This window comes from Brevibacillus sp. NPDC003359, assembly GCF_042878995.1.
Lineage (GTDB): Bacteria > Bacillota > Bacilli > Brevibacillales > Brevibacillaceae > Brevibacillus.
This window is the reverse complement of the sequence record NZ_JBIAOR010000001.1, coordinates 141,366-163,770: the sequence shown is the minus strand read 5'-3', so window position 1 is coordinate 163,770 and position 22,405 is coordinate 141,366. Positions and strand designations below refer to the sequence as shown.

The following is a 22,405-nucleotide window of genomic DNA, read 5'->3' as shown; positions in this document are numbered from 1 at the left end:
GCCGTCGGTCTCCTTCCCAATCATGGTATACTTACTGGTGAAAGCTTATTACAGAAAGGAATCGTGGTCTATGCTGGCTACGTTTTATCATCAATTCGAGGAAGCGCTTCACCGCGAAAAAATCGTGAACCATAGCAGTTGGCGAACATATGCAGGCCAGCGCTTTTTCTATGTAAGCAGTACGCTCCCTGCTCCTTTGCTGTCAAAGAAGCTTATGGAAACAGGAGAGCGCCTGACCACTGATACCAAATTAAAGCCAGAATGCATTTACGTGCGTTCTGATGACGTACAGCATGTGTATCGCTTCCGCTTTCGCGTACCTGACGAAAAGCAATTTTGCTGTGGCAATCTATGTGAAGACTGTTTTCTGCTACGCCAAAATGAATCGGGAACAGCGTAAATTACGATGGCTTTTTCGAGTTGCATCCGCAGCTTCCGCCTGTCCCGCAACCGCTGCCCTGCGCCTCTAAAAATGGATTGTTGCTCGGTACTTTGATCGTTTCTGATACGGAATGAGCAATGGTTCTACTCACCTGATACAGGAGCTCATCCAGAGCATCCTCTGCTCGCTTGAATGCCTGTACGGAATCCCTCAGTTCAATGCTGCGCTTCAGTTCCCGTACTTCTTTGGATATATGATTGTAATCCGGGTGATACTTCCCGAACCGTTGCACATCTTCGTACTGTTCCTTCTTAGCCTCGAACACGACGAGCAGACGTTGCACTTCCTCATCTGCTTCCATTTGACGTTTGGCCTCCAAATACTCCGAGACCTCGCTCGATTGATTAATCATCGTGGACAGCTCATGAGACTCCATTATCAACTGCGTCATATCCACAGCTTCCAATGTTTCCATAAAGCGAGACCTCCTTTCGCCGTAAAGCCTGAAAACTTTACGTCATTTCTGATTGTATCACGATGCACACCCTTAGTACAGATATTCGGGCACTACAATGCGCACTCGCTCGATGTTGTCGAGACGGTAACACTGTTTGCCGCTCTGTCTGGCGATCGTAACCATCCAGTACCCCATTTCCAGTCGTACTTCTGTCGGCAGCCCCCGCAGCTTTTCTTTTCCACTTTGCTGGATTTCCACTTCCAGCTTCAGTTCTGTGGCACGCTTAAATAAGTCACGCATCGATTGTGGATGATACGATTGGAAATGCTTCGTCCACATTTTGGGTAGCGCGGCGATTTGCTCATTTTGCTCAGGGAACGTATTTTCAATAGCATAACCGTCCCAAGGTCGTTCAATTAGAAGCAAACCTTTATTCCCCGATTGACTGTTTTCGCGTGGCTCGAACTCTTTGCTTACACTAGCAACATGTGACAGCGCTTGCGGCTCATAACCGAAGTGACGAAGTAAACGGATCAGCTCTTTTTCCTGCGAGAACGGAATCAAAAACGCAGTCGGAGATATCACTTGAGTAAGAAATGGGCGAAAGTCAGGAATTTCGCGCCATTCTTCCAGAAATCCGGCATGCGCTGTACGCACGAGGAAGTACGGCTCCATTTGAATTTGCCTTGCTGTTCTCGCCCATTGGCTCACAACCTCAATCAAGCTCTCGGGCAACGGATGAACACAGGAGGCACGAAGCCTTTCTATGATTTGCTCCTCCGTCCCTCCTTGTGCCAAATACGATTGCAACAGCCTTGCTTGCAATTCCCCTCGAATCAATTGCCCATCAAATTGGAGCTGGCAAAATCGGCTAATTTCCCATACATCCAGTAACGGCACAAGCGGAGGGATTGTAATGGCACCTGTGGGGTCTACAAACCAGCCTTCCTCCGACGATAATTGCGGCAAGCTATTCCACCGCCAAAAAATCCCTTGCTCTTCGTCCATCCCGAGCTGAATCCATCCCAAGCCTAAGAGCACATGCATCCATTGCTCCACAATTAGCGCCTCTGCATCGTCGGGCAAAGGGAATCCTGCTTCTTTTAGCATGCGCAATTGCTCATGGATAGAACACCACTGCTCGAGAGGAACCCGCCTCATCAATTGAATGAAAAACTCCCACCAGTCGCCATGCGGCAAAAATTGTTCCATGACGAGTTGGTACATTTCTTCCCAACGTATGAGCGGTGGTTGATGCAGCCATTGCTTCGTCCGATCGAAGTCGAGTACAAGTTCTCGTCCGTCCCGCTGCACCAGGCCCAGCCTGAGCGCAATATCTAGCACAACGGTCAAGGATAAGCCCTCTCTTTGTTCCTGATCGAGCGGTGGAATCACGATGCCTTTTACATGCTCGTCTGTAAGTGAGAGCAGTGGCAGCATTTTTTGCGACATCCTGCGATGAATACTTCCTTTTTGCGTAATGGGAATGTGGTTGTCTCGTATAAACAACAGAAGCCCAAAAAGATCCAGCTGTATCCCTCTGCCTGCTGATATATAATAAGGGAGCGTTTTTGAAAGAGAAACAAAAGCCTGAGAGGCTTCCGGTAACATTTGATTCGTCAACTGCTCTCGAACCTCTTGTGGCATCAAATAGCCAATCTCACTCCACATTTTCCGTACAGTCAAGATCAGTCCAAGCCGTCGCAATTTCGTCAAGCCGACTGACAGATGTCTGTGCTCTTTTGCCGTTTCACGTTCCCAAGTTCGTTTGCTAAAAAAGCCTCTCGTCGCTTTGGTTACGAAAAGCCGGATAACGGCTCGTTCCAGCTCATCTGCCTGTTCCCATACTTGCCCAATAAAAGCGGGGTCCAACAATCTCGCTGTTAATTCTTGCTCTTCGGCAAGCTGATATCGTTTGGTCTGTTCATGTAGAATCGCTTGTCGCGTTGATTCGGACAGGTATTCCAGCGAATCCTTCACACGCACGCCTGTCACCTCAGTCTATATGATGTTCGATTTATTACTTTTACCTATTGGAGGGATCTTGATGTTGCATGTATTTCCTAGTTTGCTTTTGACTGCAACCTTGGCAGTAACGGGTACACAAGTCTTGTCACTTCAACATCCTACCGTATCTGAGCCTGTTGCGAAAGAGGCTGTACAAGCAGATGCTGCATATGAAGCTGTGGCTGCTCCCTATCCGCCAGCCGTGCAGGAAGCTTTGAAGAAAGTTAGAAAAAATGGTGGACACACGATTGTCCGTGCCAATGGAAAATCTTATGTAGTCGTAGGTGCGGGACAGCGCCCTACAGGAGGATATCGTTTAGTGGCGGACCAAGTCAAGCGGACAGGCCCTCATGCCTTTGCCGTACACGTTCGGGTACAAGCACCAGCTCCAGGTTCGATGAAAACGCAAGTCATCAGCTATCCGACTTTGGTTATTGCCCTGCCAGACCAGCAAGCAAAAGTCAGTGTGCATATGCGCTAGTCTATCCATGAAAAAAGCCGACAGTTCGAATGCCACAAGGCGTATCGAAGTCGGCTTTTTTCCTTTTCCCAACAGTTACCCTCACTTGTCAGGGCTTTACCTCAATGGAAAAGCTCTCTGCAACACCATACGTCTCGTGGTTATTATGGGCCAATTCTACCTTGACCTCATGCTTCCCAGCAGGGATATCCTTCATAACATAGCTCGACTCAAATACTTTGGCGATCTTTTTGCCGTCGAGGTACAGGTGAACATGCCCTTCTCCATGCTTGTTTTCTTTCCCCATGTTTTCGAGGGAAAAGGAGAAGTTCGTAACAGCCAATTTGAGTTGCAAATCATCTTTTTCAAGGGTATGCGTCACAGCGAGTGTCGGCGCTGCATGATGAGCGTGCGATTCTTCTGCTACCACTTCGGTAGGCGCTTGTTGGTTCGCGTACACAAACCATTCCACACCAGCCGCAATGGCAATCAATAGAAACAAACGTAAAAGAAATCGTTTTGTTTTCACCGGAGCTGCTCCCTTCCAAAATGAGTCTTACCCCAGTGTGCCCGACTCCTGATTGGTTCATTCATCCAATTTTGCATGATGATCTAACCTGTGTATGCATACATACTCAGCTTTCCAATAGGCAAAAGTAACCACAAGATGCTGTGGGGAGGTCATTGACTGCGTATGAATGCATGGAATGAAACTCTTTCTATTTTTGCTTTAGGAGGAGTATATGAAATCGGCAAAAACATGTACGGAATTCAATGCGGGGATGAAATCGTGCTTATTGATTGTGGTTCGAAGTTCCCGGATGAGAGTTATTTAGGAATTGATCTGATCATACCGGACATTAGTTATCTGCTCGAAAATCAGGAAAAAGTCCGAGCTTTGATTGTCACGCATGGTCATGAGGATCACATCGGGGGCATTCCCTATTTTTTAAGACAGTTGAACGTCCCTGTTTACGGTAGCCGATTGACACTAGGACTAATCGAATTGAAGCTGAAAGAACATGATTTGCTTCATCAGACCACTCTCATCTCCATCGATCGTCACTCTACCATTTCATTCGGATCGCTCACGATCAGCTTTTTTCAAACGAACCATAGCATTCCGGATTGCTTGGGTGTCGTGTTTGAGACAAAAACAGGCTCCATTGTGCATACGGGCGATTTTAAATTTGATCTAACGCCGGTGCATAAACAATCCCCCGATTTGCACAGAATGGCTGAAATCGGTCAAAAAGGCGTCTTGGCCTTGTTGTCGGAGAGTACTAATGCGGAGCGCCCAGGCTTTACGCCATCGGAAAAACATGTGGGCGATCGTCTATTGGAAGCTTTCGGGAAGGCACAGCAGAAAATATTTGTCTCGACGTTCGCTTCCAATGTATACCGCCTGCAACAAGTCATTGATGCCGTAGAAGCGACGAATCGAAAGCTTGCTTTATTGGGCCGAAGCATGGTCAATGTGGTCAAAATCGCATCCGAACAAGGCTATTTACATATTCCAGAAGGCATGCTGGTGGAAGTAGAAGAAGTGAACGAGCTCGATCCAGCCCGCGTCGCTGTCCTTTGCACTGGAAGCCAAGGCGAACCCATGGCCGCTTTATCTCGATTGTCGACCTCCGGGTATCGGCACGTGAAAGTAGAACACGGTGATACTGTCATCCTCTCTTCTTCACCCATTCCGGGAAACGAACGGAATGTAGCACGCATCGTCGACAACCTGTTTATCATAGGTGCCAACGTAATTTATGGCTCTGGGACAGGCATGCATGTGTCCGGTCATGGCTTCCAAGAAGAGTTGAAGCTCATGCTCACTCTCATGAAGCCAACATACTTTATCCCCATTCACGGTGAGTATCGGATGCTCCATCAACATCGTCTGTTGGCTGAATCCGTCGGCGTTGATTTCGAGTCCATTTTCATTGTAAATAACGGAGATGTCGTGGATATTCAGGATGGTGTGGCTGTGCAGGAAAGAAAAATCCCTGCCGGAAATACCTTGGTGGATGGTTTAGGAATCGGTGATGTAGGGAATGGAATATTACGGGATCGCAAACATCTTTCGGAAGATGGCATTCTCGTGATCGTTGTGACGCGCAGTAAAACCGACGGCAAGATTTTGTCGGGTCCTGACCTTATTTCCCGCGGTTTCATTTATGCCCCGGAATCAGAGGGCCTGTTGGAAGAAGCGACTCGCCTTGCATCCGAGGTGATCACCAATTTGCAGGAAGCGAATGTGAGTCAGTGGAACCGCTTGAAGCAAGGAATGCGTGAAGCGATCGGGAAATTCGTGTATGCCAAAACAAAGCGCAGACCCATGATCCTGCCGATTATTATGGATGTGTGAGGGAAAAGCCTTCTTTCTGGAGGGCTTTTCTAGCATGATATTTTCAATCTTGGGGTGATTTGAAATGGTGAAAATGGTTAGACTTTTTACGTGCCTTCTTGCAATCTTTTTTATTTTCTTTGCATCGGTTCCAGTGTCTGAAGGGGCTTATCTAAAACCAACCTATACTTTTACATTAGGGAAAGAGGCAGAACTCAAAGCAAATGTCATTAGAGATTCAATGATTTATGGAGGATCAGAGGAAACCAGTTTTTTATTTATGCCCTATTCCTTAATCAAGGTGAAGCAACCGCTACAAATTTTAAATACTCAGGCCTCTCATTTACGGACAGAAACGGAAGGGTTCACTTCTACCCCGAAACTAGCCATACTGTTATCAATTCGTCGTTGAAGCTAGAGCCGGGACAGTTTGTAGAAGCAAAATTTGAACTACCCTATGATTTTATCGATTCTAGGTTTAAGAACTTGAAAGACATCAGAAAAATTAGTATAGACTTTGTCCACGATAACGCTGCTCCTTATAAAGACGACTCAGCAGTGACTGTGACCGTAAATAATAAAAAGCTTGTGCAACAAACCTTTGTTGAAAATGGTGTCACTTATGTTTCCCTTCGCGAGTTAGCCGGCGTTCTTGGTGCTACTATCCAGTGGAATGATCCTACCCAAACGGCAACGCTCATCCTGAGAGACAACTTCATGGAATACGATAGAAAAATAGTCATACCGGTTGGAAGTGATCGCTTTATTGATCTAGGTCGCGAAACTACTGTGTCGGGAAAAGCGAAGCTGTACAATAATACCACTCTGGTTGTACCTCTACGAGATATTGTAGAAATGCTGGATTACTATGTTGTTTTTGTTCATAAAGGGGGTCAGAAAACCATCATCGTCGTTCCGAATAATCTTTATAGATGAGTAGGGAAAAGCCTTCTTTTCTGAAGGCTTTTCTAACATGATAATTTCAATCTTGGGGTGATTTGAAATGGGGAAGATGGTTAGACTTTTTACGTGCCTTCTTTCGATTTTTTTTATTTTCTTTGCATCCGTTTCAGTATCCTATGCATCATTTGAGAAGAATCCTTTGCAGTTTGAATTGACGGAATTAAAGTTCGCAACAAGCCAAGATGGAAGTCACTACGCAACAGGTTACATGCGTTGGGGAAATGTCAGTCCCTATGAACTATTGGACCTTTCCGGAAAACTTGATCTATATAATAACAAAGGGGAGAAAATAAATATTGACTCCGATGTTGATTACTTTTCCAGCCCAGTCATGCACCCAGGAGACAACGAGTTAGGTATTACAGAGCTCTTAACCTTTGATCTTGTTCCTTCTGTTACAAAGGCATCAGATTTAACCGGTGCTTACTTAAAGCCAACATATACGTATACACTTGGCAAAAAAGCAGAACCCCGTCCATACATATACACAAAAATGACTGCTTATGAATTTACAGACACCCATTATATCGCGCATATGATCCTGGTAAATCGGGGAGAGGCAACAGCCGAGAAATTTATCTACTCCGGAGTCGAAGCAATAGACTATAGACAAGATGGATTATTCTATCCGGAGAATAGCCACCCTGTTATCAATGAGTCATTCAGGTTAGAGCCAGGACAATTCGCAAGAACATCGTTTAAGATACCTATCAACTATTTAAAAACTAAGTATACTGACTTGTATCAAGTTAGAGCTGATATTCGATTTAAATATAAGGCCACTGCTCCTTATCAAGAATCTGCCTTGAACGTGACCGCAAATAATCAAAAACTGGTGAATCAAACCTTTACTGAAAACGATATCACCTATGTATCCCTTCGTGAACTAGTAGAAGCTCTCGATGGCACTATTCAATGGGACGATCCAACTCAGACTTCAACAATAATACGAGGCCACTCCACCATAACCATTCCCGTTGGTAGCAATAAATTTTTGCGAGATGGTATCGAATTCACTGCATCTGCAAATGCAAAACTTTACAATAATACGATTCTGGTTGTACCGTTGCGGGATGTCGCGGAATTGCTGAATTGCGATATTTACTTCGATCATAAATGGGGACAGAAGTCCATTATCGTCATACCAGTACCTTTACATACTTGAACCCCACAGCTAAATTAGAAAAAGAGAGCCCACCACCTCTCTTTTTTTCCCCCTCAAAATATCTTCTTCGCATCCCGCTCTTCCTTCAATATCTCTACAGCCTCTCGAAAACGCATAGAATGAACGACTTCCCTCTCCCGTAAAAACTTCAAGCTGTCCTGCAAATCAACATCATCCGTCATGTCAATCAGCCATTGATACGTCGCGCGGGCTTTTTCTTCCGCAGCGATATCCTCATACAAATCCGCAATCGGATCACCCTTGGCAGCGATATAGGCAGCCGTCCACGGTACACCGCTGGCATTGTTGTAAAAGAGCGCCCGATCATGATTGGCGTAATGGTCACCCAGTCCCGCTTCCTTCAACTCTTCGACAGTCGCGTCTTTTGTTAGCTTATACACCATCGTAGCAATCATCTCAAGATGCGCAAACTCTTCGGTAGCAATATCCGTCAGCAATCCGACCACTTTATTCGGGATCGTATATCGCTGGTTCATATAGCGTAGAGCGGCGGCCAGTTCTCCATCTGCCCCTCCGTATTGCTCAATCAAGTACTTCGCCATTCTCACATCGCACTTACTGACACGAACCGGATACTGCAGTTTTTTTTCATAGATCCACATCGGTTTCGTTATCCCTCTCTTCTACACTTGCCAAGGCCATGGATCATCATTCCACTGCCACGGATAGCCTGAATAACTGCGGCCAAGATTTTGCAGAGGACCGTACAATTTCTCATATTCGTTTGCCAAAACCCAGCGCTGCTCCGTTAAATCGTTAAACTGCTGGAGCGCATTCTGATCGGTTGGATGCGTATCTAAATATAGACTCAGCTCTACCAGTACAAAGTCGATCGCTTGCAACTGTTCAAGCAACGCGTAATATTGTTCATCACCAAATCTATTTTCAGCTGTCATGAGTGCCCCCTCCCCAAATGACTCAGTCTGGGATCATAGGGGCTAAAAAGTGCCGGCCATAACGTACCTAATCTCAACGCTTCCATCGGGCTGTATTGCGGCAAGTTCTCCGGCTGAAATGTCATGAACAGCTGAGGGGGCACCTGGTACGTCTTTACCCGAATTGGCGGACAAGGATCATAGGGACCTACATACGGATAGTAGTCACGCGTTTGCGAATGCAATGCCAATATCCTCCTCCAACTTGCAATGTTGTTTCTTCTTGACTACACTATGCAGCCCACCCAGTAGGCGTGATTGTTTCAAAAAACAAGAAACCGCTCTCCATAAAGGAAAGCGGTCCAACATTTACGACTCCACCTGTCCAGTCCATCTAGCCATGCCACCGTCCAGATTCACAACATCTTTGTAGCCATTTTCTAGCAGAAGATTCCCACTCTCCACTCCCATCCGTCCGGTATGGCAGACGAAGACGACTTTCTTGTCTTTGGCGATACTCGTGTACTTCTCATTGATTTCTGCAAAAGGAATGTTGATGGCATTGGGGACTCTTCCCTCTTCAAACAATTCGGGCTCGCGCAGATCCACAATCACCATCTCTTTTTCAACCGTCACCCATTGCGTTAACTGTTCGGAATCAATGATTTGCAATGATGTTTTGGTATTCCAAAATACAAGGACTACAGTAGCGAGAACGACCAACAGAGTGCTCGCTATCCATCTCTTTTTCATCCTATCCACCTCTTTTGTATTGTATCTTGTCGCACCCTTACCAAAATGCCATAAAGTCCGAAATACCGAGCAGGAGGAACACGATTCCAGCCAATTTCTGCGTTACCGTACCCCATGTCCTCGTTTTCTTCATGAGAGAAGGACTATCACTTGCGACAGCAAGCAGCAGTAGAACGATGAGTAGCGGCAGCGCCGTACCAAGTGCAAATACTGTGGGAATGATCGGCCCGAAAGAGCTGGCGAACATCAGTGGCATCGTCAGTCCAAAAAAGAGCCAAAACATCGTCGGACAAAACCCGAGGGAAAAGGCAACGCCAAGCCAAAAGAATTGTGTCTTTCCTTCAAATCGCTCCGAAAAACGCTTGATTTTTTCCTCGAACGATTCCGTATGTAGAATGGGCAGTCGAATCCATCCAAGTAAGAACAGTCCTATCAGAATAAACATCGGTGCCAGTAATTTTCTCGCCCACTGAAACAAGGGAATCGCTTGGGTAGATAGTTGTTCGCCAAACGTAAATACGATTGCTCCCAAAGCTGAATACACGACTGCTTTGCCGAGGATGAACATCCATACATGACTACGAAAACCAGCTTGGACAAAGACATTCTTCCCGAACACCGTAAAAGCAGCGACATTCCCTGATAGCTGGCACGGTGCAAACGCCCCGACGATCCCGAGCAACAACGCTCCAATCAACGGTGCTTGTTCGCCCATTCCGTAATACAAATCGGAAAAGGGCTTGCTGATCCATGCGCCATATTGATACAAGTACGAATACCAATCCATGCTTTTCCTCCGACTGGGTCTTCCTTATTCTTTTATTTTACAGACAGGTTGTGAGGAAACTATGAAGAAAAAAAGAAAGGCATTCGCCTCTCCTTTGCTTTATCCCGTCACTTGCAAGCGTCCCATCATGCCGCTTTCTTTGTGTCCAGGGATCGTACAATAAAATTCATAGGTTCCTTCCTCCAATGCCTTCCACACAGTTTCAACAGACTCTCCTGGCTTGGCGTGCAAATGAACCACGCCTTCAGCCTTTGTTCCATGATGCTGCTCCCTGCTCGATTCTAAAATCGTAACGATTTTTCCATGAGACACAACCTCGATATCGTGCTCTACATTGCCATCATTTTGAAAGACGACTTTGATCTCCGTATTTTTTTTCACGGTAAATTGGTTCGGTTGATAGGAAAATTCGACGGCTGTGAGATTGATTTCTATCGCGCGATCGCCTGCATACAGAGCCGGGGATGGAAACGGTAATGATTGGAACCAGAAGAAGACGGCAAGCAGCAACACAGCTGGAGTGCCTGGATGATGAAAAAAAGAGGACCACTTCGTTTCTTTTTTATTGGAATCAATCAGCTTGGCTACGAGCAGCATACTCACGGTATAGAGCATGACAAAAACAAACAGGAGAGGCTCTACTTTTTCACCAGGAACCATCTCTCCCAGCATGGCGCCCATCATCCCACCCATGACACCCGATAAGATTCCTTCCACAATACTCAGGATCGACAAGGGAACCCCTAACAGAAAACCAGACAGTCCACCTGCCAGCATCCCCCACATGGTGGATACATAAAGGTCTCCTCTGTAAACATCGCCCAGGATCAACCCACCGATCAACCCAATCATCATACTGACAGACATCGTGCTCATCATGCCTTGCATATGATCGATTCCCTGCTTTCGTCGCCATATAAACCATGTGAAGCAAACGTAAGCAAAACCGACGTAGATCAGGACCTGATACACCGCGTTCAAGATACCACCCCCGAGTATATTCCCCTCATTGTAAAGTATGTCCTACGCCAACAAAATAGGACAAAGCAAACAAGAAAACCCTCTGACTGCTGTCGAGAGGGCTCACACCTATTCTAATTCACATGCCTGTTAGCACCCATTGCGCTCTCATATTCCCCTTGGTGATGGATACAAGAGACATAATGATCGGATGAGATTCGCTCTAGCATGGGTACCGTATCCCGGCAGTAGTCAACCTGATGGGGGCAACGGATAAGAAAAGGACATCCTCGTTGGATTCCTTCATTCTGCACTTCCCCATCTATTATCAGCTCTTGCCTGTGCTTGAGAAAATGATTAAGATCCGATACCACAGCTACGAGTGCGCGTGTGTATGGGTGAGAGGGATGATACAGAATCTCATGAGTCGGTCCAATCTCGACGATATTCCCTTGATACATGACAGCTATCCGATCACACATGTACGCCGCCGTCGACAGGTCATGGGTAATAAACAGCATCGTCAGACCCATTTCCTCTTTCAATGATTTTAGTAGCTGCAAAACACCCATTCTGACGGATACATCCAGCATGGAGGTCGGCTCATCGGCAGCAACGAACTTTGGTTTTAAAATGAGCGCTCGTGCGATTGCAATCCTTTGCCGCTGTCCCCCGCTTAGCTGATGCGGATACCGTTGTAGGAAGCTTTCGGCAGGTCTTAGTTCGATATGGTTGAGAATTTGAAGCACTTGGTCTCTCTTCTCTTCAAAGGTACTGGATTTTTGATGGGCATGGAGTGGCTCCATTAAGATTTCAAGAATAGTCATTCCCGGATTTAATGAATCGTACGGGTCCTGAAAAATCATTTGCATCTCTTGCCGAATTCCCCGCACTGCCCCTTCCCCTAATCGGCACAGGTCTTGCCCGTCAAAAAGAATTTGTCCTGATGATTCTTTTGTCAGCCGCATAATCATTCGGGCGGTCGTTGTTTTCCCGCACCCACTCTCGCCGATGATCCCGAGAATCTCCCCTTTTTTAATGGAGAAATTCACATTGTTTACTGCATAGACCGTCGTCTTTTTGCTGCGAAAAAACGCTCCCTGCTTCTTGTAAAAGCGTTTGACTAAATTTTGCACCCTCACCAAATCATTATTGGATTGCGACTTTTGCGTATCGGCCATGTCTTAGCCTCCTACAAAACAGGATACAAAATGCCCTTCATGCACTTCTCTTAATCGAGGAGACTCTACCATGCATTTGTCTTGCACATGCTGGCATCTCGTATGAAATCTGCACCCTTTTGGCGGGTCGATGAGCAGCGGTACTGTCCCCGGAATCGAACGGCATTCCTTCTCAGGATCATTTATATCGGGAGTGGCGGCGAGCAAACCTTGTGAGTACGGGTGCCTTGGATTCATAATCAATTGCTCCGTTGTCCCATATTCCACAATCTTGCCCGCATACATAATGGCAATCCTTTCACAGATGGCTGTCACCATCGGCAGGTCGTGAGAAATAAGGATAATGGATAAGTCCATAGATCGTTGCAGATCTTTCAAAATCGCGATGACTTGCGCTTGGGTCAAAACATCCAGCCCGGTCGTCGATTCATCTGAGATAACGACCTGTGGATTACAGGCTAGCGCCATCGCTATAGCTACACGCTGTTTCATTCCTCCGCTGAATTCATGTGGGTACGACTTGCGCCTCTGCCTCGGAATCCCGACCCTTTCCAATAGCTGCTCTGTTCGTCGGATCGCTTCCCCCATCGCTATTTTTTCGTGTAACAAAATCGCTTCCATGATTTGTTCCCCGACCGTAAATACAGGATTTAAGGCATTCATCGCGCTTTGGGGAATAACAGAAATCGATTTCCAGCGAAGCTTCTCGATCTGCTCTGCTGGTGCCTGCAACAAATCGACTCCACCCAACATGGCTTTTCCGCTCATCACCTTACCCGGATATTCGAGCAATCGCAGAATGGACTGAATCACGGTGGACTTCCCGCAGCCAGACTCTCCGATCAGCCCGAGCATTTCCCCCTTTTCCAGGTGAAAGCTGACATCCTCAACAGCTTCTATCACACCATTCGTCGTAAAAAAGTGTGTATGCAGATTTTCGACAACGAGAACTTTATTCAAGGAGAGTCACCCTTTCCGCAGCCGAGGATTAAAGATTTGTTCCAGCGAGTAGCCAGCAAGTGCAAAGCCGATGACCAACGCTGTAATTAACACACCCGGCGGCAAGATCCACCATAGCCATGCATCCGTCAAGAAAGCACTTCTCGCCTGTGCATAATACAGAGTCGTTCCCCAGCTTTTATTCAACGGGTCGCCCAACCCTAAAAAACTGAGGGAAGCCTCAAGCAAGATGGCATTGCTCGCCGCCATGATGAATTGCGATAAAGCGATCGGTACGACACCGGGCAAAATATGACGGAACATCACGGTAGGTACGCTGCTACCTATTGAACGCGCGGCCTCAACGAACCCTTTCGTTTTTATCGTAAGGACCTGTGAGCGAACCACCCTAGCAGGAGATGCCCAGGTCAATACCGTAATGACGAAAATGAGATTCCAAAAGCTCGGACCAATAAACGCCGCAAGCAAAATCATCAAAGGCAAAAAAGGTACAACGAGAACCAAATCTACCAGCCTCATGAGAGCAGAATCGATTTTTCCCCCGAAGTAACCAGCAACGATCCCCACAAGAGAACCGAGCAAGATCGATAACAACGCAGCTAAAATACCGATCGTCAACGAAATGCGCGAGCCGTATATGAGCTCGCTAAAGATGTCTTTTCCAACGTCATTGGTTCCGAGTACATGATCTCCGCCTGGCGGAAGAAATGGCGCGGCTACACGCTCGTCCGGGTCAAAAGGTGCTACAAGTGGTGCCGCTAACGCTATGATGACAAACAAAAGGAGGATCATGGTTCCAATCGCACCGAGTCGACTTGATTGAAAAATGGTCCAGTACTGCAGCCATTTGCCTTTATCCATTGTTCCTTCCCACCTTTGGATCGAGAATCGGGTATAAGATGTCCGCTAGGAAGTTGGCGATGACTACGCTCAGCGTAATGATAAGAAAAGCAGCCTGTATCACCGGATAGTCTCTGCTCAAGACAGCCTCAAACATCAGCCTGCCAATGCCTGGGTAGGCAAACACGGTTTCAATCACTGTTGCCCCACCAAAAATATTTCCGAGACTGAGCATGAAAACCGTAGCGACCGGGAGTAATGCATTCCGCATAGCATGACGGTACTTGATCATTTTTTCTTTTACGCCTTTGGCTCTGGCCATCATAATGTAGTCCTCGCCCAGCACGTTCAGCATCGAATAGCGCATCGTCATATAGGTTGTCGTAACAGTGATCAATACGAGTGTCACCAGAGGTAAAACGAGATGATGGGCAATGTCGACAACTCGATCGATGCCAGTCAGATTGCTCCATGCCGTCTGCGCCCCAAAGATCGGAAACAGCCCCCATTGTGCGGCAAAAATCGCTACAAGAATCATGCCCAGCCAAAAGGACGGCATCGCACTTAAAAACATGAAAATCGTCAAGAGACTAACATCGCTTCTTTTCCCCCACTTCCAGGCAGATATCGTCCCAAAAATGACGCCTATCAAGGTCGAAATCACTAAATTCAATCCTGTTAACAGCAGCGTCCACGGCAACCGCTCCGAGAGCAACTGCGTTATCGGCATCTTTTGTTGGTAGGAATAACCGAAATCCATCGTCGCCATATTCCCCAAATAGATGAGGTATTGCTCCAAGAGTGATTTATTCAATCCATGTGCCTCTAAAATGGCCTCCTTCTCTTCCGTCGTCATGAGCATGATGTCTTCTCCAGCTATATACGCGAGCGGACTCCCTGGCATTAGTCGAGGAAGGAGGAAGTTCAATGTCAGCATAATAAAAATAACGAAAATATATTGAATGACCTTGCCAGTTAGAAATCGGGTCATGTGTACACCTCCTCTTTCGATCATCAACAGGAACAAAGGGTTCCCCCGCAATAACCTTGAAGAGTGTTACTGCAGGGGAAGCTGTCAACCTGATTACCGTTCGCTCTTCGTTTTTCTTCTGCTGAGCAAATACCATCCACCCGCTACGACGACGATAATGATGAGAATGGTCACGATCGAGGTCGTGCCTTTTCCTGTATTCGCATTCGCCTGTTCTTGCGTGGATGCAGATGTGGCACTGTCTGTAGCAGCGGCAGGAGTTGTGCTTGCAGGTGTTGCTGCTGGCTGTTCCGTTGTCACAGCGGATTTTTCGCCATTGGAAACAAAGGAGAGCTTGTTGATAATGCCTTTTCCATCCTGGAATACCCAGCCTTCGTATTTAGCAGGATTGTACGCACTAATTTCCTCCGCATAGTACAAGGGGACGATCGGATACTCTTTGGCTACCTGCTCTTGCATCTGATTGATAATCTGTTGGCGTTTTTCCGGTTCCAACGTGGCATCCAGCTGCTCAGCCAGCGTGTCAAACTCTGCACTTTTGAATCCACCTATATTGGTTCCCCCTTTGCCAGCTAGATCGGAGTGGAACAAATCAATTAATCTGGCAGGGAACAGCTGCATCGTAGTCGACCAGCCAAACATCGTCATGTCATAATTCCGGCCTTTTGTGACATCATATTCGGGCCAGACAAGACTAATCACGGTATCAGGGTCCATCGGTCGAACTTTCATATCAATCCCGATCGTTTTCATCCATCCCGCAATGATTTCGGCAGAGCGTATGCTAGAAGGATTATTTGATTGAACCAGATTGATGAGTTCGAGCTTTTTGCCATCTGGCGCCTCTCGCAGTCCGTCACTGTCCGTGTCTTTATAGCCTGCTTGTTCAAGAATGGATTTGGCTTGCTCAACATCGGTCTTATGTACGACTGCCTTGTTGTAAGAAGAAGTAGCTGGATGAATAAATCCGGGACTTCCTTTTGTGCCAAAACCGAGCAAAACCGTATCTACCAAGTATTGCGGGTCGATGGCAAGACTTATGGCTTGGCGAAATTTCTGATCGGACATCGGGAACTTTTCGGCGTTGAATTGGAGAAACGTAGTAGCAAAACCCGGGCCTCTTTCCACTTTAATAGACGGAGTGCTTTCAAACTCTTTGACGAGTTCTGGCTGGACTCTGCGACTGATGACGTCCAGCTGTCCTGCCTTTAACGCTGTAAACATCGCGTTTGCTTCTGCGATAATTGGGATGACTAACGTATCGATTTCCGGTTTTCCTTTAAAATACTGCGGATTCGCTTTCAGCTTATAAAATTGATCCTTTTTGTAGTCCTCTAAAATGAATGGGCCACTTCCCAAGGAATTGTTGAAGTTATCAGGATCAGTCACAGAGCTCCAAATGTGTTTGGGGAGAATCGGCAAATCAGCGAGAGGTTGAATGAAAAAATCTGGTTCAGGCTTCTCTAACTCCATGATCACGGTGGTTGAGTCGGGTGTTTGAATGTTTTTCACGAGTGAAGCTGGGGTTGTAAAACGGGATTTTTTATATTTCAACAAGTATTCATAAGTGAACCTCACATCCTCTGAGGTCAAGGGCTTTCCGTCCTGCCACAAGATTTGGTCATGCAAAATCATTTTGTATTGCTTGCCATCTTCGGATACCGTGAATTCCTTGACCAGCCAAGGGATGGGTTTGTTGCTTTTATCGAGGATAAATAGCGGGTCGTAGAGAAGATTTACCAGTTCGAGTCCAGGAAAGCCTGTATTGTATGTGTACAGATTCAGGGAGCGTTCATCCTGTGTGATCCCCAGCTTCACCTCCTTGTGATTCTCGGCACCTGCCGGAACAACGAACAACGTGGTAAACAGAGCGATGAGCAGCCATATGATCGCGATTCGATTATGCTTCATCCGACATCTCTCTCCTATTAGTTGATCAGTTCTTTCAAATGGAAGTTCCCATCACGTTTATATGCTTCTGCTAAGGCAAAATGACCATGCGTTGCCAAACCGTGATAGACGTGTATGGCTTGATCGAGTACTTTGTGCACGGCTCTTCCCTTTTCGTAGTCAGAGGGTAACGCGGAAAACCCGGGGACGATTGCCTCCATTGCCTTCGCATCGACCGCTTCCTCAAAATGCTGGCCACTGAACTCCATCTGACTGTGCAAGACATCCATTGCTTGATTTTTTTGTTCCCACACCGATGAAATATCCACGACACAGTTGGGATGATGCGGAGTCATGTAATAGATCGTCGGGATCGGGTGAGCATCCAAGCCGGGCATTTCATCTAAGGCAAACTCCCTGCTTGCTAATGCGATACTTTCTAAAATCAAAATCATGGCTTGTCTACGATCTGGGTCCAAGTCGTGAAAGGAATGCTCCGGATCCTGCGTAATGATAATATCTGGCTTCACTTCCCGGATAATCCGTACGAGCTTTTTCTTGGACTCCGGACTGATATCTACATAACCCGATTGAAAGCCGGGAAAATACATCTGAACCCCCAATACCGATGCTGCCTCTGTAACCTGCGGGCGTGATTTTTCGCTAGACAGCATGATCGAGGCGTACGATTCCCCTCCATTGTTCACGTTTATGGCAAGAGCACCGCCACACTCCACCACTTCCATGCCGTACACACCTAATAGCAACATTTTCTTGCCCATTTTTTCATCTCCCTTGTCATCCTTTTTGATTGATATTTTTTATATTATTAAAATATTCTGACTTTAAAATACTATACCCCACTAGCCTATATTTCGCAATAATAAAAAAGCTTCATTTCTGAAGCTTTTTATTTCATGAGCTTATTCATCGTCGTTAATAGCTCATCAATGACTGCGTTGTCCCCTTCCTGGATGCGTTCAATCACACAGGATTTCATATGTCCTTCCAAAAGGATACGTCCCACTGAATTTAAGGCAGATTGTACCGCAGCGATTTGATTCAAGACATCATCACAATAAGCATCCTTCTCTACCATGCCTTTAATCCCGCGAATCTGTCCCTCGATCCGATTGAGGCGCGCCTGTAAGTTTTGCTTGGTTTTTTCTGAATGATGACTGTTTCGTTCAGATGTATGACAAGACGGAACAACGTTCAATTCTGCACTTGACAATGAGATTCCTCCTCAAAATAATGCAATCAGTTGAGAATACGCTTCGATTATAATGGAAATTTTTCAACTTCTTCAAGAATCATCTTACCATACCCCTACCCGGTATTAAAACCCTCATTTTGATGCCGAGTGCCCAATCGTCATTCAACCAGCACGAATGACACCTCTCCTCTGCTCCCTTGTCAGGAAGACAGCCCTAATTCTTTTCGGACATTCTCCAATCCATATCGCTCGACAAACTTGAAAAACTTCTCTCGCTTTTTCCCATGCGTCTGATATAACGTAATGATGCTTTGGACGATGGAGGATAATTGTTCTTCCTTCACCTGCTCGACCAACAGCTCGGCTGTTTTGGCCTCCATTGTTTTCGATTGGCCTCCAACGTAGATTTCAAAGGTTTCTTTTCGTTTGACGATCCCAATATCTTTTACCAACGGCTCACCACAGGCATTTGGGCATCCCGTATAACCGACCCTCATCGTAAAAGGAACGGTCATCCCTGCAATCGTATCATTTAAATTTCTCGCTGCCTCTAGCCCTTCCATCTCTGCTCCTTTGCAAAAAGAACAGACAGACAAATTCTTCACAACAGAGCCTGTTTCGTACACGCATAAGCCTTTTTCACGCAGTGCTTTTTTCGCATCCTCAGCCTTCTCTTCGTTCATCTCGACAATGAGCTGCTGAAAGATAGACAGCTCAATTTGTGCATCCTCGCCAACGATTTGACCGATCGCTACCATATCTGTTGGAGTAAACACGGAACCTCCGACACGAATTTCTGGACTTACAGCAAACTGTACACGCTTCAAGAGGCATTCCTCCTACACTCATTAATTTTATAATATTCAGTTAAAAAGAGCCGTTAGAAAGGCTGCAATTCAACTATCACAGCCTTTCACGAGACCTCTGCTTTAAACGACATCGTATCCTTGATCTTCAATAGTCTCTTTCACATTTTCTAACGAAACAACGGATTCATCGAAAGTCACGCTTACCTGATTGTCAGCAAGGCTTACCTTTGCTTGGCTAACTCCGTCTAGATTTTGAAGGGCACCTTCTATGGAGATGACGCAGTGATTGCAGGACATTCCTTGTACATTCAAAGTGACATTCATCTTACATCCTCCTTTGATTTTGGGAAGCTTTACTTGATTGTATTTTACGATACCCCTGTATGGTATGCAATACCCAATTTACATTTTCCTGCTGCGTGCCTAATAAATAAAACAGCGGCAAACAAAGACCTGAAAATAACGTCTTAGGCTCGCCGCTATTTTGATTGAACGATCGTACCCATTATTACAATATTTCGATATACCCTTCTGTTCCATGCACGCGGATTCGTTGCCCGTCTTTTATCAGATTGGTAGCATTTTCTACGCCGACAACTGCTGGTAAGCCATATTCACGTGCGATAACTGCTCCATGGGTCATCAGTCCACCAACTTCGGTGACTAGGCCTTTTATGGATACAAACAATGGTGTCCAGCTTGGGTCAGTAAAGGCGGTGACTAATATATCTCCATCTTCTAGATCAGCATCTTCCATGTTTAAGATGACACGTGCTCTTCCCTCTATAACTCCGGAAGAAACAGCGAGACCTACAATAGCTTCGGCTGGGAGATTTTCTCGTTTGTACTCGCCTATAATGATTTCACCATCTGACGTGATAACACGTGGTGGAGTTAGCTTTTCATATAATTTGTACTCGTCTTTTCGTTTGCTGATGATTTGGTTATCTAATTTATTTGTACGTACGACTTCATGAAGTTCTTCAAAAGTGAGATAGTATATATCTTCTTTTTCATGAATAACGTTCGCTAGTACGAGTTGTTCGGCTTCTTTCAGTAAAGCCTGCTTATAAACAAAGTAGCGATTAACCATGCCGTATTTTGGATATTCCCTAAACCCGCTGAAATTCCGGATTAGGTCGATCATTCGTTTTGTTTCTTTGGCTTTTTGTTCCCCATCCGGTAATTGCTTCAATCGCTCTAATAATTCTCGCTCTTTTTTCAAAGCTTCCTGTCGCCCATGCTCAAATTTCCGATTGCTAGCATTAGGCTCAAAGTTTTTGATATTACTAAGAATCATGGGGACCAGTGTAGATGGTTTTTCGCTCCAACGCGTTTTCGTCATATCAATTTCACCGGCACATCGCATTCCGTATTTGTTGAGATAATCATAGATAGCGTCTTGGGTTTCCTGTCCACCATCAAACTTAATCAGTTCATCCAAAAAGTTATCATCTTGTACATGTTGTAAATAATCAATTACTTCTGGATAAGGACGAATGACATCCGCGACATCCAATAGTGCTAGACCCATTTGCGAAGTAATATTGTTTGGTACAGATTGAGAAAGCGTATCTGCTACGTTTTTTTCACCTAACCACTTGTTCATTGTTTCATTGATCCATGATGAAGCATCCATAGCAGCCATAATCACGCCCAAACTCTGTGGGTCAAATAAAATCTTCTTTAATTGCTGCATATCTTCTAGAATAAAATCAAATAAATCTGATCCTGATTTCGTTTGGATGCTTTGTTTTAACTCTTCGATCGAAATTTGACTACTCGTAATCAAATCAGAAACAATTGTCGGATCGCTTTCCATTTGTGCTTGAGAACCCGCAGACGCGATACTATTATTGCTTTTACTGGAACTCAGTTCTTTTTTATCGTCTGGTAAGGATTTTATAAAATCTCCTCGCTCCATTATGGTCATAAGTGCGTCTTTTATAAGAGGATGGGATTGTCCCAGGGTATCTAGTAATGTTTGTCTGCTGTCAGGTGAAGCCAGCATATTTGTAACATTAACAAACAACCTTCCACCAGCTTTACGCATGGGTGCAGGAGTCGTTAACAAGAAAAAAGACAATCCCAGTGGCTTCATGGCATCGGTCATCATTTGTTGATGGCCGACTGATACGTACACGTGATTTTCTTGATCATTCGCTTCAGGGATCGGGTATAAAGTCGTGATTGGCCGACTCTGGACAATATAAAAAGTATCATCAACGAAACACCATTCAATATCTTGTGGGCAACCAAAATAAGCTTCGATCTGTCTTCCAATACGTGCTAGTTGTAAAATTTGTTGTTCAGTAAGTGTTTGTGTCTTTTGCTGATCAGGATCGATCTGCTGTGTCTCTGTTCCGCCTTCTTTTCGTCCATAGATCGCCAATTTTTTGGTTGCTATCCTCTTATCAACGATTTCCCCTTCCTGTACTTTATAACAATCGGCGGAGACCAACCCCGAGACCAGTGCTTCTCCAAGTCCAAAACTGGCATCGATTGATAGCAACTTCCGGCTGGATGTAATTGGATCAGCGGTAAATAAAATGCCTGAAGCATGTGGGAAAACCATTTTTTGAACGATAACGGATATGAAAACTTGACTGTGGTCAAATCCATTTTGAATACGGTAGATTACCGCTCGATCCGTAAATAGGGAAGCCCAACATTTGCTGATATGCTGCAAGATGGAATCGACGCCGATGATATTTAAATAGGTGTCTTGTTGACCAGCAAAAGAGGCATGTGGTAAATCTTCAGCAGTCGCACTAGATCGCACGGCATAAGCGTGTTCCTCTCCAAACTGGGAGAGATAGTGAGTAACGGCTTTCACAACATCGGAAGGAATTTCTACTTCCATAATGATCTGTCGAATCTTCCTGCTGATTTCACCAATTTGATTTCGATCTTCTACTTTTAGCATGGCTAATCGATCCAACAAAGCATGATACGCTTCGTTTTGTACGATGGCTTTTTGATATCCCACTGTTGTAACACAAAATCCTTCTGGTACTTGTATTCCTTGAATTTTTGATAACTCCCCTAAATTCAGCCCTTTTCCGCCAACGAGCAAAAGCTGCGTTTTTTCCATTTCCTGAAAACCGAGAACGAAAGAACTCATTCAACATCTCTCCTACCCATTAAATTGAGAAAAAACATTTGACAAGAGTTCACCGGAATGGTACGATTAAAGTGTAAGGTTCAGCACTTATGCTTTCAACAATAAAAACAGTCGTAATCCGATTATATCATCGTGTCTATACATGTGCAATATGAACGAACCTGGTAAATTACCCAGGTTCTTTTTTGATTTTCCACAACCAATACCTTATTGAGTCCACCAA

At 45.4% G+C, this 22,405-nt stretch carries 25 protein-coding genes; 6 read left to right on the top strand and 19 right to left on the bottom strand.

Annotated elements, in window-relative coordinates; translation table 11 throughout:
- The first annotated feature begins 70 nt into the window (after positions 1 to 70).
- Complete coding sequence (locus ACFYU8_RS00635; RefSeq protein ID WP_390296810.1) at positions 71 to 400, top strand: hypothetical protein; 330 nt, start codon at positions 71 to 73, stop codon at positions 398 to 400.
- Position 401: 1 nt separating this feature from the next.
- Here the strand turns inward: ACFYU8_RS00635 and ACFYU8_RS00630 are convergent, their stop codons facing one another.
- On the bottom strand, positions 402 to 857 hold the full coding sequence (locus tag ACFYU8_RS00630; protein ID WP_390296813.1) for a YlbF/YmcA family competence regulator: 456 nt from the start codon (positions 855 to 857) through the stop codon (positions 402 to 404).
- A gap of 72 nt (positions 858 to 929) precedes the next feature.
- Complete coding sequence (locus ACFYU8_RS00625; RefSeq protein ID WP_390296816.1) at positions 930 to 2,825, bottom strand: hypothetical protein; 1,896 nt, start codon at positions 2,823 to 2,825, stop codon at positions 930 to 932.
- A 61-nt stretch (positions 2,826 to 2,886) separates the two neighbouring features.
- Here ACFYU8_RS00625 and ACFYU8_RS00620 point away from each other — a divergent pair, with 61 nt between their 5' ends.
- Positions 2,887 to 3,327 carry a protease complex subunit PrcB family protein gene (locus ACFYU8_RS00620; protein ID WP_390296819.1) on the top strand — a complete coding sequence of 147 codons (441 nt, stop codon included), beginning with the start codon at positions 2,887 to 2,889 and terminating at the stop codon, positions 3,325 to 3,327.
- 88 nt (positions 3,328 to 3,415) lie between these two features.
- Here the strand turns inward: ACFYU8_RS00620 and ACFYU8_RS00615 are convergent, their stop codons facing one another.
- Positions 3,416 to 3,835 carry a hypothetical protein gene (locus ACFYU8_RS00615; RefSeq protein ID WP_390296821.1) on the bottom strand — a complete coding sequence of 140 codons (420 nt, stop codon included), beginning with the start codon at positions 3,833 to 3,835 and terminating at the stop codon, positions 3,416 to 3,418.
- Between the two features lie 165 nt (positions 3,836 to 4,000).
- On the opposite strand from ACFYU8_RS00615, the gene ACFYU8_RS00610 reads away from it, so the two are divergent.
- The 4 genes from ACFYU8_RS00610 to ACFYU8_RS00595 all read left to right on the top strand — a co-directional run bounded on the left by ACFYU8_RS00610 (position 4,001) and on the right by ACFYU8_RS00595 (position 7,775).
- The gene (locus ACFYU8_RS00610; protein WP_390296824.1) at positions 4,001 to 5,668 is read left to right on the top strand and encodes a ribonuclease J; all 1,668 of its coding nucleotides are present in this window, start codon (positions 4,001 to 4,003) and stop codon (positions 5,666 to 5,668) included.
- Positions 5,669 to 5,732: 64 nt separating this feature from the next.
- Complete coding sequence (locus ACFYU8_RS00605) at positions 5,733 to 6,059, top strand: hypothetical protein (RefSeq protein WP_390296826.1); 327 nt, start codon at positions 5,733 to 5,735, stop codon at positions 6,057 to 6,059.
- A 74-nt stretch (positions 6,060 to 6,133) separates the two neighbouring features.
- Positions 6,134 to 6,583 carry a copper amine oxidase N-terminal domain-containing protein gene (locus tag ACFYU8_RS00600; protein ID WP_390296829.1) on the top strand — a complete coding sequence of 150 codons (450 nt, stop codon included), beginning with the start codon at positions 6,134 to 6,136 and terminating at the stop codon, positions 6,581 to 6,583.
- 67 nt (positions 6,584 to 6,650) lie between these two features.
- On the top strand, positions 6,651 to 7,775 hold the full coding sequence (locus tag ACFYU8_RS00595; RefSeq protein WP_390296832.1) for a copper amine oxidase N-terminal domain-containing protein: 1,125 nt from the start codon (positions 6,651 to 6,653) through the stop codon (positions 7,773 to 7,775).
- Positions 7,776 to 7,828: 53 nt separating this feature from the next.
- Here the strand turns inward: ACFYU8_RS00595 and ACFYU8_RS00590 are convergent, their stop codons facing one another.
- The 16 genes from ACFYU8_RS00590 to ppsA all read right to left on the bottom strand — a co-directional run bounded on the left by ACFYU8_RS00590 (position 7,829) and on the right by ppsA (position 22,182).
- Positions 7,829 to 8,398, bottom strand: a complete 570-nt coding sequence (locus ACFYU8_RS00590; RefSeq protein ID WP_007725798.1) for a manganese catalase family protein — start codon at positions 8,396 to 8,398, stop codon at positions 7,829 to 7,831.
- Positions 8,399 to 8,419: 21 nt separating this feature from the next.
- Positions 8,420 to 8,692 carry a spore coat protein CotJB gene (locus ACFYU8_RS00585; protein WP_007725800.1) on the bottom strand — a complete coding sequence of 91 codons (273 nt, stop codon included), beginning with the start codon at positions 8,690 to 8,692 and terminating at the stop codon, positions 8,420 to 8,422.
- Positions 8,689 to 8,916, bottom strand: coding sequence for a spore coat associated protein CotJA (locus tag ACFYU8_RS00580; protein WP_069844587.1), 228 nt, complete (start codon positions 8,914 to 8,916; stop codon positions 8,689 to 8,691). Before ACFYU8_RS00580 ends, ACFYU8_RS00585 begins: the two co-directional genes overlap by 4 nt.
- Before the next feature lie 124 nt (positions 8,917 to 9,040).
- Complete coding sequence (locus tag ACFYU8_RS00575; RefSeq protein ID WP_390296835.1) at positions 9,041 to 9,424, bottom strand: rhodanese-like domain-containing protein; 384 nt, start codon at positions 9,422 to 9,424, stop codon at positions 9,041 to 9,043.
- A gap of 37 nt (positions 9,425 to 9,461) precedes the next feature.
- On the bottom strand, positions 9,462 to 10,211 hold the full coding sequence (locus ACFYU8_RS00570) for a cytochrome c biogenesis CcdA family protein (RefSeq protein ID WP_390296838.1): 750 nt from the start codon (positions 10,209 to 10,211) through the stop codon (positions 9,462 to 9,464).
- A gap of 99 nt (positions 10,212 to 10,310) precedes the next feature.
- The gene (locus ACFYU8_RS00565) at positions 10,311 to 11,183 is read right to left on the bottom strand and encodes a cupredoxin domain-containing protein (RefSeq protein WP_390297389.1); all 873 of its coding nucleotides are present in this window, start codon (positions 11,181 to 11,183) and stop codon (positions 10,311 to 10,313) included.
- A gap of 122 nt (positions 11,184 to 11,305) precedes the next feature.
- Entirely contained in the window at positions 11,306 to 12,352 is a 1,047-nt protein-coding gene (locus ACFYU8_RS00560; RefSeq protein WP_390296841.1) for an ABC transporter ATP-binding protein, read from the bottom strand.
- Between the two features lie 3 nt (positions 12,353 to 12,355).
- Positions 12,356 to 13,312 (bottom strand): ABC transporter ATP-binding protein, encoded by a 957-nt coding sequence (locus ACFYU8_RS00555; protein WP_390296843.1) that lies wholly within the window; start codon positions 13,310 to 13,312, stop codon positions 12,356 to 12,358.
- Between the two features lie 6 nt (positions 13,313 to 13,318).
- Positions 13,319 to 14,173 carry an ABC transporter permease gene (locus ACFYU8_RS00550; RefSeq protein ID WP_390296846.1) on the bottom strand — a complete coding sequence of 285 codons (855 nt, stop codon included), beginning with the start codon at positions 14,171 to 14,173 and terminating at the stop codon, positions 13,319 to 13,321.
- Entirely contained in the window at positions 14,166 to 15,143 is a 978-nt protein-coding gene (locus ACFYU8_RS00545; RefSeq protein ID WP_390296849.1) for an ABC transporter permease, read from the bottom strand. The genes ACFYU8_RS00550 and ACFYU8_RS00545 overlap by 8 nt, the downstream gene beginning before the upstream one ends.
- A 93-nt stretch (positions 15,144 to 15,236) precedes the next feature.
- A complete protein-coding gene (locus ACFYU8_RS00540) occupies positions 15,237 to 17,054 on the bottom strand; it encodes an ABC transporter substrate-binding protein (protein ID WP_390296852.1) in 1,818 nt (605 codons plus the stop codon).
- A gap of 17 nt (positions 17,055 to 17,071) precedes the next feature.
- Entirely contained in the window at positions 17,072 to 17,815 is a 744-nt protein-coding gene (locus ACFYU8_RS00535; RefSeq protein ID WP_390296855.1) for a PIG-L deacetylase family protein, read from the bottom strand.
- A 128-nt stretch (positions 17,816 to 17,943) separates the two neighbouring features.
- Positions 17,944 to 18,267, bottom strand: coding sequence for a metal-sensitive transcriptional regulator (locus ACFYU8_RS00530; RefSeq protein ID WP_390296858.1), 324 nt, complete (start codon positions 18,265 to 18,267; stop codon positions 17,944 to 17,946).
- A gap of 182 nt (positions 18,268 to 18,449) precedes the next feature.
- On the bottom strand, positions 18,450 to 19,076 hold the full coding sequence (locus ACFYU8_RS00525) for a nitrite reductase (protein WP_390296861.1): 627 nt from the start codon (positions 19,074 to 19,076) through the stop codon (positions 18,450 to 18,452).
- 102 nt (positions 19,077 to 19,178) lie between these two features.
- Positions 19,179 to 19,382: a copper chaperone CopZ gene (gene copZ, locus ACFYU8_RS00520; protein ID WP_390296864.1), complete on the bottom strand. Its 204-nt coding sequence runs from the start codon at positions 19,380 to 19,382 to the stop codon at positions 19,179 to 19,181.
- 184 nt (positions 19,383 to 19,566) lie between these two features.
- Positions 19,567 to 22,182 (bottom strand): phosphoenolpyruvate synthase, encoded by a 2,616-nt coding sequence (gene ppsA, locus ACFYU8_RS00515; protein ID WP_390296867.1) that lies wholly within the window; start codon positions 22,180 to 22,182, stop codon positions 19,567 to 19,569.
- Positions 22,183 to 22,405 lie beyond the last annotated feature (223 nt).